This is a genomic window from Clostridium sp. SGI.024 (assembly GCF_050315195.1).
GTDB lineage: Bacteria > Bacillota > Clostridia > Clostridiales > Clostridiaceae > Clostridium.
Map to the genome: position 1 here is coordinate 36,417 of NZ_JBNPON010000014.1, position 17,197 is coordinate 53,613.

14 protein-coding genes are annotated in these 17,197 nt (G+C 26.3%); 9 read left to right on the forward strand and 5 right to left on the reverse strand.

From position 1 onward, the window contains the following. The first annotated feature begins 77 nt into the window (after positions 1 to 77). The 3 genes from ACQRD5_RS06480 to ymfI all read left to right on the forward strand — a co-directional run bounded on the left by ACQRD5_RS06480 (position 78) and on the right by ymfI (position 2,806). Complete coding sequence (locus tag ACQRD5_RS06480; RefSeq protein WP_308780355.1) at positions 78 to 1,034, forward strand: metallophosphoesterase; 957 nt, start codon at positions 78 to 80, stop codon at positions 1,032 to 1,034. A gap of 1 nt (position 1,035) precedes the next feature. Beyond that, positions 1,036 to 1,968, forward strand: a complete 933-nt coding sequence (locus tag ACQRD5_RS06485) for a dipeptidase (RefSeq protein WP_291624942.1) — start codon at positions 1,036 to 1,038, stop codon at positions 1,966 to 1,968. A gap of 94 nt (positions 1,969 to 2,062) precedes the next feature. Further along, entirely contained in the window at positions 2,063 to 2,806 is a 744-nt protein-coding gene (gene ymfI, locus ACQRD5_RS06490) for an elongation factor P 5-aminopentanone reductase (protein ID WP_291624943.1), read from the forward strand. Between the two features lie 191 nt (positions 2,807 to 2,997). Here the strand turns inward: ymfI and ACQRD5_RS06495 are convergent, their stop codons facing one another. After that, entirely contained in the window at positions 2,998 to 3,600 is a 603-nt protein-coding gene (locus ACQRD5_RS06495; RefSeq protein ID WP_427746626.1) for a hypothetical protein, read from the reverse strand. 227 nt (positions 3,601 to 3,827) lie between these two features. After that, positions 3,828 to 4,244 carry a hypothetical protein gene (locus ACQRD5_RS06500; RefSeq protein ID WP_427746627.1) on the reverse strand — a complete coding sequence of 139 codons (417 nt, stop codon included), beginning with the start codon at positions 4,242 to 4,244 and terminating at the stop codon, positions 3,828 to 3,830. 186 nt (positions 4,245 to 4,430) lie between these two features. Between ACQRD5_RS06500 and ACQRD5_RS06505 the strand changes: the two genes are divergently transcribed. Continuing rightward, entirely contained in the window at positions 4,431 to 6,629 is a 2,199-nt protein-coding gene (locus tag ACQRD5_RS06505) for a DNA topoisomerase III (RefSeq protein WP_427746628.1), read from the forward strand. 109 nt (positions 6,630 to 6,738) lie between these two features. Here ACQRD5_RS06505 and ACQRD5_RS06510 read toward each other — a convergent pair whose 3' ends face one another. Then, entirely contained in the window at positions 6,739 to 7,197 is a 459-nt protein-coding gene (locus tag ACQRD5_RS06510; RefSeq protein ID WP_320627835.1) for a hypothetical protein, read from the reverse strand. 327 nt (positions 7,198 to 7,524) lie between these two features. On the opposite strand from ACQRD5_RS06510, the gene ACQRD5_RS06515 reads away from it, so the two are divergent. From ACQRD5_RS06515 to ACQRD5_RS06535, 5 genes are all read left to right on the forward strand, one after another. Further along, positions 7,525 to 9,573, forward strand: a complete 2,049-nt coding sequence (locus tag ACQRD5_RS06515; protein WP_320900408.1) for an SPFH domain-containing protein — start codon at positions 7,525 to 7,527, stop codon at positions 9,571 to 9,573. Between the two features lie 475 nt (positions 9,574 to 10,048). Beyond that, entirely contained in the window at positions 10,049 to 11,785 is a 1,737-nt protein-coding gene (locus tag ACQRD5_RS06520) for an ABC transporter ATP-binding protein (protein WP_320900410.1), read from the forward strand. After that, on the forward strand, positions 11,786 to 13,573 hold the full coding sequence (locus ACQRD5_RS06525; RefSeq protein ID WP_294188443.1) for an ABC transporter ATP-binding protein: 1,788 nt from the start codon (positions 11,786 to 11,788) through the stop codon (positions 13,571 to 13,573). It begins immediately after the preceding gene. A gap of 255 nt (positions 13,574 to 13,828) precedes the next feature. Then, positions 13,829 to 14,449: a hypothetical protein gene (locus ACQRD5_RS06530; RefSeq protein ID WP_291629952.1), complete on the forward strand. Its 621-nt coding sequence runs from the start codon at positions 13,829 to 13,831 to the stop codon at positions 14,447 to 14,449. After that, entirely contained in the window at positions 14,442 to 14,765 is a 324-nt protein-coding gene (locus tag ACQRD5_RS06535) for a hypothetical protein (protein ID WP_291629950.1), read from the forward strand. The genes ACQRD5_RS06530 and ACQRD5_RS06535 overlap by 8 nt, the downstream gene beginning before the upstream one ends. A 143-nt stretch (positions 14,766 to 14,908) precedes the next feature. Here ACQRD5_RS06535 and ACQRD5_RS06540 read toward each other — a convergent pair whose 3' ends face one another. Beyond that, a complete protein-coding gene (locus ACQRD5_RS06540) occupies positions 14,909 to 16,414 on the reverse strand; it encodes a sensor histidine kinase (RefSeq protein ID WP_427746630.1) in 1,506 nt (501 codons plus the stop codon). Next, on the reverse strand, positions 16,410 to 17,084 hold the full coding sequence (locus tag ACQRD5_RS06545) for a response regulator transcription factor (protein WP_291629949.1): 675 nt from the start codon (positions 17,082 to 17,084) through the stop codon (positions 16,410 to 16,412). The genes ACQRD5_RS06540 and ACQRD5_RS06545 overlap by 5 nt, the downstream gene beginning before the upstream one ends. Positions 17,085 to 17,197 lie beyond the last annotated feature (113 nt).

Below are 17,197 nucleotides of genomic sequence, written 5' to 3' on the forward strand. Positions count from 1 at the left end.
TATTTAAGTAGGATGTTTTTAGCAAATAAGGAATATTAACCATATAATATAAATAATTAATTTAAGAGGTTGTATAAATGAAGAGACTATATTATTTATATGATAGTGCTAAAGAAGTTAAGTTTGATGAGGGAGATAATATAGTTTTTATCTCAGATATTCATAGAGGAGATGGAACATATTATGATTCTCTTATGCCAAACAAGAATATATACAAAACTGCATTAAGTTATTATTATAAAAGAGGTTTTACTTATGTAGAAGTTGGAGATGGAGATGAACTTTGGAAAAATAGAAATTGTAATGATATTGCTTATATTTATAATGATGTTTTTAAACTATTAAATAAATTTAAAGAAGATAATAGAATTTATCTTATTTATGGTAATCATGATATAATAAAAAATAGAGACAGTTTTTATAATACCCAATATAAAGCACTAAAAAAAGTAGGAGATAACTATGGAAAGAACTTTTTAAAATTTATAAAAGATATTAATTATCATGAAGCTATAAATTTTAAATATATTCCGGTAAATGAAAAGTTTTTAGTAACTCATGGTCATCAAGCAGATCCAATGAATTATAATTTTTGGCTTCTATCAAGATTTTTAGTAAGATATGTTTGGAAGTTTTTAAATGGTATAGCGGGTTTTAATGATCCAACTAGCCCAGCTAAAAATAATAAAAAAGGAAATAAAGTAGACAGAAAGCTAGAAAGATGGTCTAAGGATAATGGTAAAATGATACTTTGTGGACATACACATAATAGTAGGATGCCAGAACTTAATGATCCACCATATTTTAATGATGGATGTTGTGTATTGCCTTATGCAATAACTACTATAGAAGTTGAAAAAGGAAATATTTCATTAGTTAAATGGAATATAGAATCACAAGAATCAGGAGTTTTATGGGTAAGAAGGAAGGTAATAACTGGGCCCTATAGACTTGAAACTTATTTGTTATGGGCAAGAGATGAAAGAATTAGAAGGATAGAAGATGAAAAAGTAAGAAGTAAAAGGAGAAGATAAGATGTATTCAATTGATTTGCACTGCGATACAGCTAGTAGATTGTTATATGAAAATTTAAAATTAAATGAAAGTATTTGTAAGGTAGATATAGAAAAATTAAAAAAATCAAAAGCAAAAGCACAAGTATTTGCACACTTTATAGAATTAAATATCGTTGAAAATCCTTATACAGAATTTATTAATATGTATAATAATTTTATTAGGGAAATAAAAGAAAATGAAGATACTATAGAAATTGTTAGAAACTTAAAGGAATTAGAAAGCGTTAATAGTAAGGGGAAGATAGGAGCCTTTTTATCAATAGAAGAAGGGGAAGTTTTAGAAGGAAAAGTAGAAAGAGTAAAAGAGCTTTATGATATGGGAATAAGGTTTATAACTTTAACATGGAACTTTAAAAATAGTATAGGATACCCAAATGCAGGTTATAAATATAAAGACTTAGGATTAACTGATAAAGGGAAAGAAATAGTTTTAGAAATGGAAAGGGTAGGAATAATACCTGATTGTTCTCATTTATCTGATGGTGGATTTTATGATTTAGCTGATATATGTAACAAACCTTTTATAGCTACTCATTCAAATGCAAGGAAAGTTACAGATCATTCAAGAAATTTAACTGATGATATGATAGTTAAGCTTGCAGAAAAAGGAGGAGTTATGGGATTAAACTTTTGTGCACCATTCTTAGGAAATGAAAAAGTTCCTTCAATTAATTCCATGATTCAACATATTAAACATATTAAGAATGTTGGAGGAATTGATGTAGTTGCATTAGGAACAGATTTTGATGGAATAGGAAATGAAGTAGAAATTGAAAATATAGGTGAAATAGGAAAACTAAGAGATGCTTTATTAAAAGAAAACTTTACGAATTCAGAAATAGATAAAATATTTTATGGAAATATAAAAAGAGTACTTAAAGAATGGATGTAAATGAGATAAATCCTATATTCCTTAGGAATTTTAAAGATAAAAAGTACATTCATATAGATTTATAATATATAAAACAAAAGAAAGAAGTGATAAAATGGATAGCTTAAAAGGTAAGATAGCTCTAGTTACTGGCGGAACAAGAGGAATTGGAAAAGCTATAGCTATAGAACTTATTAAAGAAGGAGCTACTGTAATTTTAAATTACTCTAAAGATGATTTATCTGCAGAAGAAACATTAAAAGAAATAGAAGCTTTAGGAGGGTATGCTAAGTTATATAAGGGGGATATATCAAAGTATGAAATATGCAAAAGCATGATAAATTTTATAATAAGTACCTTTGGGAAAATTGATATATTAATAAATAATGCTGCTATTTCCTTTAGAGGTTTATTTATGGATTTTTCAGATATAAATATAAATGATATATTTGGAATAAATGTATTAGGTGCTATGTATTTAAGTAAAGAAGCTATACCTCATATGTTAAGCAAAGGAAAAGGAAATATAATAAATATTTCATCCATATGGGGAGAAGCAGGAGCTTCTTGTGAAGTTTTATATTCTAGTACTAAGGGAGCCATTAATTTATTTACTAAATCTTTAGCAAAAGAATTAGCTCCAATGGGAATAAGAGTTAATGCCATAGCTCCAGGAGTAATAGATACAGAAATGAATTCATTTTTATCAAAAGATGAAAGAGAAGAGTTAGAAGAGGAAATACCTTTTGGAAGATTTGGAAGTACAAGTGAAGTAGCTAAAATGGTAACTTTCTTATGTAGTGATAAATGTGAATATTTAACTGGACAGATAATTAAGATAGATGGTGGAATGGTTTAGCAATGGCGAAGAATTAAAAATGAATAATGCATAATTAATAATTGGTGTTAAAAGTGAGACTGTAGAGACTGTAGATAAGTTTGTGTAATTGATTTTCTAAATTAGTTATATTACTGGAAATTTTCATTTCCAGTAATATTTTTTTAATTATCTAGAAATACTAATAAGGTTTTTAATTACCTTTTGCTAATTTAAGAACTAACCCATAATGTCATCCATATATATCCATCATCACGTTCTTCTACAGATATTCCAAATTCATTTCCTTGCATAACCTTAAAAAAACTATCTAAATCTACATCTACAAGATTTCCATTTTCATTTTCATTCAGCTGTTTAATATCTTGTATGTTTAATCCAGCGCCTTCTAATGATGGATTATATATATATCCTAAACTTTGTCCATAATTTATAAGTCTTTGTTTTACTTCAGCTAAACTTGAATATGTTGGTGCAGGTGTTGATTCAGTTTCTTCAGATGTGATAGGTGGTTGTGTTATTTCAGCTTCTTCCTCAACTTTAGCTGATTCTTTTAATTTGTTATCATTATCTTCTTCATTGTTATTATTATCTTCTTCATTGTTATTATTATCTTCTTCGCTTTTATTATTGTCTTCTTCATTTTTATTATTATCTATTTCTACAGCTTTATCTACGTCAGTATTTTCTTTTGTACTTTCATTGTTTGTCATAAATTTAGTGGATCCAATTATTACTATTCCACATATCATAAAAAATAATAAAACTTGTACCTTTCTACTTTTTAGTAATTTTTTTAATTTTTCTTTTCTCATAAATTCACACCACTTTCTTAAATTAATGTAAATAATTTTATTATATTTATTTTATGAGTTTTTATATGGAATTTTTGTTTAAGCGTGGAGGTATTTTTTAGTCAAGAATAATAAGAACTTCTTTTGATTCCCATATAATAAACACATCCTTCTTAATTTTATTATACTTATTTTCTATGTTTTTATCAAATTATATATACAGAATAAATTTTAGTTTATAAACATTATTACTTTATTCTTTTACACTGTTGTGAGTATTTTTTGTAAAGCATCTTTATGGCTAATAAAATAAATTTAAATAATAGATAAACTAAAAATATGTAAAGAAAACCATATAAACCATAGGCTATATCTGCAAATTCCATATTACCTCTGCTTGTAATTTTTTGCTGAATTTCTATTGCAAATACTATAACTACCATAACAGTTAAAGTATAAATAAAGGAAATTGCAGTAATACTATATTTTGAAAGTTTTTTAAATATAATTTGCGTAAATGCAAATATAACAATTCCTATTAAAGCCATAAATATAAAATGAAGTTGCTTATCATTTAATTCATATCCTGCAATACTTACTATATCTAAAACTTTATCATGTAAATCATTTATAAAACTTGCTACTAACTTTAATATTTCTACCATATGTTTGTCCCCCCAATATCTTATTGTTATTATATCATAAAATAACAATAGAACTAACTATATGTTATAATAGACTTATTCAGTTTACAAAAAATATAGAATAAGGTTGTTCAAGAAAGAATTATATAAAATGATAATTATTATTTTTTATAATTCCTTGTTATAGCACAGGAAAGGAAATAAAATATGGGAAAAATACTAGTACTTGCAGAAAAGCCATCTGTTGGTAGAGATATAGCAAAGGTTTTAAAATCTAATGTAAATAAAGGAGCTTATATTGAAGGAAATAAGTATGTTATAACTTGGGCTTTAGGTCATTTAGTTGGTCTTCAAGATCCAGAAAGTTATGATGAAAAATACAAAACATGGAGTATGGAAACTCTTCCGATGTTACCGAAAAATATGAAGTTAACAGTTTTAAAGAAAACATCAAAGCAATTTTATGAAGTAAAAAAACTTCTAAATAGAAATGATATAGAAGAAATAGTTATTGCAACTGATGCTGGAAGAGAAGGAGAATTAGTTGCAAGATGGATAATAGAAAAAGTAGGCGTTAAAAAACCAATAAAAAGGCTTTGGATATCTTCACAAACTGATAAGGCAATACTTGAAGGTTTTAGAAATTTAAAATCAGGAAGTGAATATGAAAATCTATATAAAGCTGCAGTATGTAGAGCAGAAGCAGATTGGATTGTTGGACTTAATGTTACAAGAGCCTTAACTTGTAAATATAATGCTCAGCTATCAGCAGGAAGAGTTCAATCACCAACTTTAGCAATGATAGTTGATAGAGAAGAAGAAATTAAAAATTTTAAGCCAAAGACTTTTTATACTATAAATGCAAAAAGTAAGGATATTAATTTTCAATGGGTTAATAAGGATAATAATTTAAGGATATTTGATGAAGAATTTGCAAATAAATTAATTAATAAAATAAAAGATAAAGATGCTAAAATAGTTTCAATAACAGAAACTCCAAAGAAAAAGTTCTCTCCAGCTCTTTATGACTTAACAGAGCTTCAAAGAGATGCTAATAAGATTTGGGGATATTCAGCAAAGCAAACCTTATCTATAATGCAAAGACTTTATGAAAATCATAAAATACTTACTTATCCAAGAACTGATTCAAGATATATTTCAAGTGATATAGTTGGTACTATTCCAGAAAGGCTTAGAGCTATATCTATTGGAGAATATAGATTAGCAGCTTCTGAAATACTTAAGAATAAAATTAATTCAAATAAAAGCTTTGTAGACAATAGTAAGGTTAGTGATCACCACGCTATAATCCCAACAGAACAAAAGCCTAACTTAAGCAATTTAAGTACGGAAGAAAAACATATTTATGATCTTGTTGTAAAAAGATTTTTAAGTGTTTTAATGACTCCTTTTGAATATATACAAACTAATATAAAGGCAGACATCAATGGTGAAATATTTGTTGCTAAAGGAAAGGTAATAAAGTCAAAAGGGTGGAAATCTTTATATGATAAAGATTATTCAGAGGAAGATTCAAAGGAGGATGATTTAAAAGATCAAGTTCTTCCTAAAATTAGTGAAGGTGATATTATAAATATTACTAAGCTTGAATTAAATAAAGGAGAAACAAAACCACCTGCAAGGTTTAATGAAGGAACTCTTTTATCAGCAATGGAAAATCCTCAAAAGTATGTAAATGTAAATAAGGAAGCAGCTAAAACTTTAAATGAAACAGGTGGTCTTGGAACAGTTGCTACTAGAGCAGATATAATAGAAAAATTATTTAATTCCTTTGTTATAGAAAAGAGAGGAAAAGAAATAGTTCCAACATCTAAAGGAAAGCAATTAATAGAATTAGTTCCTAATGAATTAAAGTCTCCATTATTAACAGCAAAGTGGGAAAATAGACTTGATGGAATTAGTAAGGGAAAAGATAATCCAAATGATTTTATTAAGGAAATGAAAAATTATGCAATAGCTTTAGTAGAAGCAGTTAAAAATGATAATAGCAAGTTTGTTCACGATAATAAAATAGGTAAAAAATGCCCTAATTGTGGAAAATATCTTTTAGAAGTAAAAGGTAAAAATGGAGTTATGAATGTTTGTCAGGATAGAGAATGTGGATATAGAGAAAGTGTAAGTAGAAATACTAATGCAAGATGCCCAGAATGTAAAAAGAAATTAGAAGTTAGAGGACAGGGTGAAGGAAAGATATATGTATGTCCTAATACTAACTGTAATTTTAGAGAAAAGGCTTCACAATTTGAAAAGAGATTTGATAAAAAGGGCAAAGTAGATAAAAGAGAAGTTAATAATATGATGAAGAAAATGAAAAAAGAAGCAGAGGATTTTAATAACAATCCTTTTGCAGCACTTCTTGGAAATATAAAGCTTGATGATAAATAAAAATTAAGAATATAAAAATAGGATATGTATTTATTGTATATCCTATTTTTATATGTTTTTTAACAGTTTAAATAAAGTGAGTGAGGTAAATTTTACCTCACTCATTATTTTATTTAATAATCCAGTTTAATCCAAATAAGATGGATATAAGTTTTTCTTCACTTGACTTGTCAGCAATATCAATTAAGTAGCTACGCCCTACTTCTTCTTTTTCAACAGCAATTGAAGCTAATATTTTTTCGTTTTTGCAAATACTAAATTGAGGACTATCTAAATTACCAATGATTGATAAGTCGTTACCAGATATTTCATAAACATTATTAAATTGTTGTATATCTTTTTTAACTACAACTTCATCATTATTAATAGATATAACTATTTGAGGTAAATCAAACAAACCAAAATTGCTTCTTATTTTTTCTATATATCCTATTTTTTCATTATGTGGGTTAATAATAGAATATTGCTCTCTAGTTGGTAATGCTTTTGATTTCTTAAAACTTAAAATTTCTTTACCATTTTCATCTGTTACTTTTTGTTCATTTGAACTTTTAAAAGTAATTTTCATAATTAAGACTTCCTTCATTTAAATATTTTATTTTAATATTATACATCAATAATTACCATAATTGCAATATAAATACAATTATTTTGCGTATTATATAAATAGTTTAGTTTGTAAAATAAATTAGAATAGGTTTAAGGTATGTATCTTTAGTTTTAGAAAAGTAAATTTAAAGTAGTAGTGTAATAATTAGATAGAAAAAGAAATTATATTACTACATATTTGGATGGCTCTTTTTCATAGAAAATACATGATATTTCGTCTAAAATGAATATACATTTACGAACCAGTATTTGGTATAATTTGCTTATTAAATATGGGAGGTGCATTATGGATGAAATGATTTTGCTTGGAATTAAGGTAGTGGCTATAATACTTGGAGTAATAATATTATTTTGGATTATAGGCTTTAGAATAATTCCAAACGATAAGGTAGGTATTGTTGAAAAATGGTGGTCTACAAAGGGATCATTAAATGAACAGATAATTGCATTAAAAGGAGAAGCTGGATATCAACCTGCATTATTAAGAGGAGGTATTCATTTTAGGAGTCCATTCATTTATAAAGTTCATATAGTTCCTTTAGTGACAATACCTCAAGGGAAAATTGCCTACGTTTTTGCAAGAGATGGTAAACCTCTAGAAGCAACACAAACTTTAGGAAAGGTAGTTAAAGAAGCAAATAATTTTCAAGATGTAAGAGGATTCTTAGAAAATGGAGGACAAAAAGGCCCACAAAGAGGAATAATAAGAGAAGGTACTTATGCTTTTAACCTTGCACAATTTGTAATTATTACAGAAAATAAAACTTATTATTTAAAGATGGGAAATAGGCAAGAACTAGATACTATCTCAACTATGTCTAGATTAATTGCTGAAAGAAGGGGATTTGAGCCAGTTATTATTGAAGGTAATAGTGACTTAGTAGGAATAGTAACAGTACATGATGGACAATCATTAGGAAGTGAAAATATAATATGTCCTATAGTTGGTGATAATCATAATGATGCAAATTACCATAATAATTTTCAAGATATTGACGCATTTTTAAGAGCTGGTGGATATAGAGGTAGACAATATCAAGTTTTAGCAGATGGTACTTATTTTATAAATAGATTATTTGCTACAGTAGAATATATTCCTAAAATTATTATTCCAGTTGGATTCGTAGGAGTTGTTGTTGCATATACAGGTTCAAAAGGAGAAGACTTCTCAGGAACTGATTATAAGCATGGAGAGTTAGTTAAGAAGGGTTATAGAGGAGTATGGAATGAAGCATTAATGCCAGGTAAATATGCATTTAATACCTATGCAGGTAATATAATTAAAGTACCAACAACTAATGTAATATTAAAGTGGATTAGTAACCAAAATGGTAGTCATAAATATGATGAAAATCTTAAAGAAGTAAATTTAATTACTAAGGATGCTTTTGAACCAACATTACCACTATCTGTAGTTTTTCATATAGACTATAGAAAAGCACCTCTTGTAATTCAAAGATTTGGAGATATAAAGATGCTAGTAGATCAAACATTAGATCCTATGGTATCTGCATATTTTAAAAATATTGGACAAACTAAAACATTAATAGAGCTTATACAACAAAGAAATGAAATTCAAGCTCAAAGTTCATTGGAGATGAAGGGAAAATTTGATCATTATAATTTAGAGTTAGAAGAAGTATTAATAGGAACTCCTGGAAGTTCTAAAGCTGATACAAATATCGAAACAATATTAACTCAGCTTAGAAGTAGACAGATTGCAAAAGAACAGCTAGAAACTTATGAAACTCAACAAAAGGCAGCAGAAAAAGAAAAGGAACTTAGAGAAGCAGAAGCTATTGCAAAACAACAAACCACTTTAACTGAATCAGATATTAATATTAGAATTCAAGAAAATCAAGGTAAAGCAGAGCTTATGAAGGCTAAGCAAGATGCTGAAAAAATACAAAATCTTGCGGAAGCAGATGCTTATAAAGTTAAAAAGCAATCTGAAGCAGAAGCCTTTAAGATAAAAGTAACAGCAGAAGCAGATGCGGATAAAGAGGCAAGAGTAGGTATATCAAAGGCTATTGCTGCAAAAGAGCAAGTAAATGCATATGGTGCTCCACAATATAAGGTTATTACTGATGTTATGACTTCATTTACAAATGCAATAAAGGAAGGTCACATTGATATAGTTCCAAAAACTCTTATTAATACTGGTGCAGAAGGAGAAGGTAAGGGAGCAAATGCTTTTGAATCTTTAGTTATGCTTCTACTTAGTGAAAAACTAACTGCAATTGGAGATAATAAATCTATTGAGGAATCTGCTGATATATTAAAAATAAAAGAAGAAATAATGAATAGTTTAAGAGAAAAAAATCCTACAGAATAAAGATAAGTAAATTGTATTATTAGATAGGTTTTTAGATTAAATTTTTTATTAGAGAAAAATAAAAAGATATGAATTTATTGACAACTTATATTTTAAGGGATATAATAATCAAGAAAACAAAAATAAAGTAAAAAGGAGGTAGGAAATATGTTAAACATGAAAAATTGTTTTAGATTAATAATTAAAAATAAGAAAATTCAAAAAGATAACTATTTTAATAATCCTATCTCATTGTGTGAATTTAAAGTTTAAAGAATTTATACAAGTTTTACTTTATAAAACTACTTTTAGTTCAATTTAAAAGTATAGTTTTATATGTAAAGTAATTAAGGCCAGGGTTATTACCAAGGCCTTTTGTTTTATTTAATTTAATGTTAAATAGTAACAAAAGGCTATGGATATCCTTGGCCTTTTTGACTTTTTAACACATGAGGAGGTTAAAAAAGCAATATATGAAACAAAAGGGGGAGTTTAAATGACTAGAATATTTAAATATGTTTCAAGGTATAAAGGCTTATTATTCTTTGGAACCTTTGCAATGATCGCAGTAATTGGCATAGACCTTTTTATGCCTTATCTTCAAAAAGTATTTATTGATGAAGGCATTATTCAAGGAAATTACAGTGTTATAAAGATAATTTTAATAGCACTTTCAGCAATTACTATAACAAAATCAGTTTTGGGGTATTTAAAGGAATTTCTTTATGACTATTTAAGCGTAAAGGTACATGCAGATATTAAAAATGATATGTTTAATCATATTCAAAAATTAGAATTTAAATATTTTGATGAAATGAATACTGGTGAACTAATGTCAAGGATAGGTGAAGATGTAGAAAATATCTGGCAAACCCTAAGCTTTGGTTTTAGATTATTTATAGAAAATATAATTTATTTTCTTATCTCTACAATAATTTTGTTTTCTTTAAACTGGGAATTAGCTTTAGCTTGTTTTATTATTATGATTCCAATAGGTTTTATGGCTATTAGTTTAGAGAAAAAGTTTGGAGAAAGTTATGGTAAACTAAGTGATAAAACAGCAGAAATTACAACCACTGCTCAAGAGAATATTTCAGGTGTTAGACTTGTTAAGGCCTTTGCAAGAGAAAAATATGAAATTAAAAAGTTTTTAAAGATGAACAGAAAATTCTATGATTTAAGTATGGAACAAGGAAAAATAATTGGAGATTACTTTCCACCTATTGAATTTTTAACAAATATAGCTTTAGTTGTAATGATAGTTTATGGTGGTTTTATTGTTATGAAAGGGAATATAAGCATTGGTGTATTGGTAGCTTTTAGTGGGTATATTTGGAACTTAATATGGCCAATGAGAATGCTTGGAGAATTACTTGACTTACTTTCAAGAAATACTGCTTCAGCTAAGAAGATATTTGAAATAATGGATAAAGAACCTGAAATTCAAAATAGAGATAAAACTTATAGACCTAAAGAATTAGTTGGAGATATTACCTTTAATAATGTTAGCTTTAAATATAAGGATGAATATGTTCTAAAAAATATTAATTTAGATATTAAGGCTGGAAGTACAGTAGCTATAATGGGGACAACTGGATCTGGTAAATCTACTTTAATTAATTTAATTGGTAGATACTATGATGTAACTGATGGAAATATAAAAATAGATAATGTAGATCTTAAAAATTATGATTTAAACTTTTTAAGAGAAAAGATGTCTATTGTTCCCCAAGATACTTTTCTATTTTCAGATTCAATAATAAATAATATAAAATTTAGTAATGAGAATGCAAGCTTTGAAGAAGTTAAAAAAGCAGCAGAATTAGCTTGTGCTTTAGAATTTGTGGATAGCTTAGAAGAAGGCTTCTATACAGAAATAGGAGAAAGAGGTATGGGTTTATCTGGAGGCCAAAAGCAAAGAATATCAATTACTAGAGCTTTGGTAAGACAAGCTAAAGTATTAATTTTAGATGATTCTACTTCAGCTTTAGATATGGAAACTGAATATAGGTTATTAAAGAATTTATCTAATAGAGAAAATACTAGTACAACCTTTATTATAGCTCATAGAATTTCAGCTGTTAAAAATGCAGACCTTATAATCTATCTAGAGGATGGAGAAATAAAAGAAAAAGGAACTCATGAAGAATTATTAAAGCTTAAAGGCAAATATTTTGATATTTACTGTAATCAATTTAAAGACTTTAATCTTTTAGATGAGGAGGTTATATAGATGGAAAATAACTCGATAAAAAAAGATGAAGAAGTAATGAGAAGAAATAAAAGTGAAATAATTCTAAAACTTATGGTTTATCTAAAACCTTATAAATTAAAATCATTTATTGTTATTTTATTAATGATTTTTGTAATGATTTCTGGAATTGTTAATCCTCTTTTACTTGAAATAGCTATAGATGATTATATAGCAAGTCAAAATGTAAAAGCACTAATTATGATTGGTATACTTTTAGTTGTATTAAACTTAGCAGCTTGGATAGTATCAAAAATTAGATGGACAATGATAACATCAATAACCAATAATATTTTAGTTAATATAAGACACGAATTATATAGTCATATTCAATATTTATCCTTTGATTTCTTTGATGGTAGACCAGTAGGAAAAATCTTAGCCAGAGTAGTTGGAGATGTTAATGCTTTAAAGAATTTATTTTCACAAAGTATTCAATCCTTTATTCCTCAAATTTTGAATCTAATATGTGTTACTATAATTATGTTTATGCTTAATGTAAAACTTGCTTTAGCCTGTTTAGCACTTTTACCTATACTAGGGATTGCAATGTTTTGTATTGAAATTTTTTCAAGAAGAAGATGGGAAATTTATAGAAATAAAAGATCTAATTTAAATGGATTTACTCATGAAGATTTTTCGGGAATAAAAGTTGTAAAAGGCTTTGCAAGAGAAGAAGGAACAGAAAAAAACTTTAAATCTATGGTTAAGGAGCAAAGTGATACATTTATTGATGCAGTAAAAATTAATGATTTGTTTTGGCCTTTAGTTGAACTATCATGGGGGCTTGGAACAGTTATAGTATTTTTAATTGGATATAAATTATTTTTAAATGGTGAAATTAAAATAGGTACTTTAATAGCATTCTCCATGTATGTAGGGATGTTTTGGAGACCTATAATGAATCTTTCTAGCTTTTATAACACTTTAATTACAAACTTTTCAGCAGCAGATAGAATATTCGATATATTAGATATAAAACCTATTATTAAAAACTCACATAATGCAAAGGAAATTGGAAAAATTAAAGGTATAGTTGAATTTAAAAATGTATATTTTAGTTACGATGAAAATAATGAGGTTTTAAAGAATGTAAGCTTCAAGGTTAATAAGGGAGAAAAAATAGCCTTAGTTGGGGCAACAGGAGCTGGAAAGACTACAATAGTATCTCTACTAAGTAGATTTTATGATCCAACTTCAGGTGAAGTCTTAGTTGATGGTAAAAATATAAAAAATGTTGATTTAGAATCTTTAAGAAGCCAAATGGGAATAATGCTTCAAGATACCTTCTTATTTTCATCAACTATTATGGAAAATATAAGATATGGAAGATTAGATGCAACAGATGAAGAAGTTATAGAAGCAGCAAAGGCAGTAAATGCCCATGATTTTATTATGAAGTTAGAGAAGGGATATGAAACAGAAGTAAATGAAAGAGGATCTAGACTTTCTTTAGGGCAAAGACAGCTTGTATCATTTGCAAGAGCTTTACTTGCAAATCCTAGAATTTTAATTTTAGATGAAGCTACTTCAAATATAGATACTCAAACAGAAAGACTAGTACAAGAAGGAATAGAAAAGCTTCTTTATGGAAGAACTTCATTTGTTGTAGCTCATAGATTATCTACAATTAGAGATTGTGATAAAATTATGGTTATAAATGATGGACAAATTGAGGAAGTAGGAAATCATGATGAATTATTAAAAAATAAAGGTAGTTACTATGATTTATATATGGCTCAATACAAATTCTTAAGTGAAGGAGTATAGATTATAAATTTTTAATTTTAAAGTTTTTAATAAGATTTTGTTAGTGAAAAAAATTAATAAAAGAATAGATTTAATAATTTAATTATTAAAGGTAATAGAAGAATATACTTTTATTACCTTTTTATTTTTGAAATAAAAAGGTACCTCAATTTTATTTAATTTTTTAATAATAATATATATATATTCAGCATAGAATTTAATAAAACATAACATAAGGATTAAAGGGTAATTTAATAGGAAGGAGGAAAGAATTTAGTGCAGGGGTTAGAAGAAATTATTATTGATGATAATATATTTTGGGTAAATGGTATTAAAGGATTTATTAAGGATTATGAAAAAGAGACTGAGAAAATATTTTTAAAAGAAAAAATTAATTTTGAAAAGGTATATGATTCAAAAAAAGCTACTATAAAATATATAAGAGATAAAAGAAAAGCATATAAAGAACAAATTTTATTTATAGAAAATAGCATTATTATATTAAATAATACTTTAAAAGATTTAGAATTTGAAAGAAATTTAAGAGCAGAAAGAATTAAAGAGAATACAAAAATTAATAATGAAGTTAAAGAAAGCTTACAAGATATTGTGGATGCAATAGAAGAAAATAAAAAAATAATACTTTTTGAAGAAGATAAAATCATTAAACTAAGAGAAGATTTTAAAAAATTTAATGATGCATCTTTAGAAGAAGAAAAAAAAGTTTATGTCTTTTTTAATTATATAAAAAGAGAATATATTAAATTTAAGAGAAATATAGTTAAAAAACTAAATTCCAATGCTTTAACTGAAGGAGAGTTAATTTTAGCTTACGAATTTCTTTTGATTATAACTAAAAAAATGATATGTATTGAGGAGGATTTATTAGGTGGATAATTATTTAAAGGAGGATTTACTAAAAGAAAATGTAAAAGAAAAAATTAAGTTACTTTATAAGGATATAGTTATAGAGGATATAAAAGAAGAAATTGTTAAAAGTAAAAATGAAGTTTTAGAAAATATCAATGATAGAAGCAATAATAAAAAAATTAATAAAGAAATACTTAATAAGTTAGATCAACTACTAATTATGGTAGATATGATTGAAAATAGAGAAGAAAAAGATATAAATATTATAGCTAAAAATAATAAAATTATTCTTATTTTAAATATTATAATATTTATTTTTTTAACAATAGGATTTTTCATATAAGATTAAAGATTAGTTTATTATATATTAATAAGATTTGAAAATATATGAGCTATTAAATACACTCCCATTAACAGTGTACTCATAAAAAAATAGAAACTCCGCAAGGAGTTTCTACCATAATTCTACATTTAAACTTTACATTTTTAGTAGCCTTCTTCATCTGAAGCTTTTTTTAAGGTAAATTCGAATTTAACACCATCTTCTGTATTATATAAGGAGTAAGAGCTATCATGTAAGCTTAAAATTCTTTTTACAATAGCAAGACCTAAGCCATTACTGTTATTTGATGAATTTCTTGCTTTATCTATCCTATAGAATTTATTATATAAGTTATCTATTTCCTCTTCAGGAATATATGCTCCTTTATTTTCAACAGAAATAGTAACTAATTCACCATTACTAGTTATTTCTACTATTACTTTATTATTAGGAGGTGTATATTTTAAAGCATTGCTTAATAGATTAGTTATGACTTGTTCTAATTGAAAAACATCACCTAAAATATAGCAATATTCTAAATCTGTCTTTAATTCTATTTTTATATTTTTTGATTGAAATTCTAATTTGAAACTTTTAATTACTTTTTGAATCAATCTTAATATATTAAATCTTTCAATTAATAATTCTAAATTACCTGACTCCAATTTTGAAAGCTCTAACATATTAGTTACTAATTTGTTCATTTTATGAGATTCATCTATTATTGTTTCAAGATAGATTAATGCATCAGCTCCAGTAGCTATACCATCCTTTAATCCTTCGGCATATCCTTCTATTATTCCTATTGGAGTTTTTAAATCATGGGAAACACTTGCAACGAAATCCTTCCTCATTTCTTCAAGTTTACGTTCTTTTTCAATATCTTCTTCTAATTTTTTATTTTTATCTTTTAAATCTTCCAAAGCTTTTTCTAAAGTAGAAGATAGAAAATTCAATGTAATAGCAAGATTTCCAATTTCATCATCAGAAGTTGTTTCTTCACATTTAGCTGTAAAATCCATAGCTGACATTCTTTTAGCAACTTTATTTATGTTAACTAATGGTTTTGAAATTAAATTTGCATAAACAAAAGAAAGGAAGATTCCAATTAAACTAAACCCTAAAAATAAATAAAAATAAAATTCTCTTATTACATCAGTAGCTTCATTAATAGGTTGCATTGAAGATACAGTTACTATAATAGAATCGTTTTTTTGATTTAGAGACATTGGAGTTAAAATACCTATTTTTGTTGTATTACTAAAAGCATTTTCAAAAACACTAGTTTGAGGTTTTCCTGTAGCAAGCACTTTATTTATAAGAGATTTATCATCAATAAGTTCTTTGCAAAATAAAGTTAAAGTTTGAAAATCATCATTATTATCATAATTTAAAAGATATTTTAGTTTACCATCTATAGAAAAAATAGCAATTTTCGAATTGTTTGATTGCTCGAATCTATATAGGGCAGTAGTTAATCTTTTTTCATCTGAAATATCATAAGAGTACATATCACTAAATTTAAGTGCTTCTCTCGTCATATGTTTAATCTTTTTACTTAAATAAAAGTCTTCAAAAAATAACATTTGAAATAACATACTAAAAATTAGTACCATAAATATTAATCCGAAGGTTATAGAAAATAATTTTTTTGATAGACTAAAATTAATTTTTCGCTTCAAATCTATATCCACTTCCTCTAACTGTAATAATATAAGAAGCCTTTTCACCAAGCTTTTCTCTTAATCTTTTTATATTAGTATCTACAGTTCTTAAATCACCATAGTAGTCTAATCCCCAAACATTATCTAATATGGTATCTCTTGATAAGGCTATTCCTTCATTATCTGCTAAGTAACATAGAAGTTCAAATTCCTTAGGAGAAAGATTAATAATTTCATCATTTATCTTAACTTCGTGAGAAAGCTTGTTTATAGTTAAGCCATCATATTCATTTAAACTTGAATATGTATCTTCAGAAGTTCTCTTAAGTAGAGCTTTTACTTTAGCTATTAATACCTTTGGAGAAAAGGGTTTAGTCATATAGTCATCTGCACCCATTTCATAACCAAAAAGTTTATCTTCCTCTTGTCCCTTTGCAGTTAGTAAAATAACAGGCACTGATGAGACTTTTCTTATAGTCTCTAAAACAGTTATTCCATCAACTTTAGGCATCATTATATCTAATATAACCAAATCTATTTTATTATTTATAAAGTAGTTTATACCTTCATCCCCATCAGCAGCTTCTATAATTGTGAAGTTTTCTTTTAAAAAATAGTCTCTTAGTAAAAATCTTATACGAGTTTCGTCTTCAATTAATAATATAGTCTTTTTCATAAAAGCCCCTCCTTGTATGATATATATATAACATTTGATAGAAAACTTAATACATTTCTAACTAACATTAAATCACATCATCATTTTATTATTCTTATTTTTTAATATATCTC

Coding starts and splice junctions, on each gene's coding strand:
- ACQRD5_RS06480 (WP_308780355.1), top strand. CDS start 78: ATGAAGAGACTATATTATTTATATGATAGTGCTAAAGAAGTTAAGTTT.
- ACQRD5_RS06485 (WP_291624942.1), top strand. CDS start 1,036: ATGTATTCAATTGATTTGCACTGCGATACAGCTAGTAGATTGTTATAT.
- ymfI (WP_291624943.1), top strand. CDS start 2,063: ATGGATAGCTTAAAAGGTAAGATAGCTCTAGTTACTGGCGGAACAAGA.
- ACQRD5_RS06495 (WP_427746626.1), bottom strand. CDS start 3,600: ATGAGAAAAGAAAAATTAAAAAAATTACTAAAAAGTAGAAAGGTACAA.
- ACQRD5_RS06500 (WP_427746627.1), bottom strand. CDS start 4,244: ATGGTAGAAATATTAAAGTTAGTAGCAAGTTTTATAAATGATTTACAT.
- ACQRD5_RS06505 (WP_427746628.1), top strand. CDS start 4,431: ATGGGAAAAATACTAGTACTTGCAGAAAAGCCATCTGTTGGTAGAGAT.
- ACQRD5_RS06510 (WP_320627835.1), bottom strand. CDS start 7,197: ATGAAAATTACTTTTAAAAGTTCAAATGAACAAAAAGTAACAGATGAA.
- ACQRD5_RS06515 (WP_320900408.1), top strand. CDS start 7,525: ATGGATGAAATGATTTTGCTTGGAATTAAGGTAGTGGCTATAATACTT.
- ACQRD5_RS06520 (WP_320900410.1), top strand. CDS start 10,049: ATGACTAGAATATTTAAATATGTTTCAAGGTATAAAGGCTTATTATTC.
- ACQRD5_RS06525 (WP_294188443.1), top strand. CDS start 11,786: ATGGAAAATAACTCGATAAAAAAAGATGAAGAAGTAATGAGAAGAAAT.
- ACQRD5_RS06545 (WP_291629949.1), bottom strand. CDS start 17,084: ATGAAAAAGACTATATTATTAATTGAAGACGAAACTCGTATAAGATTT.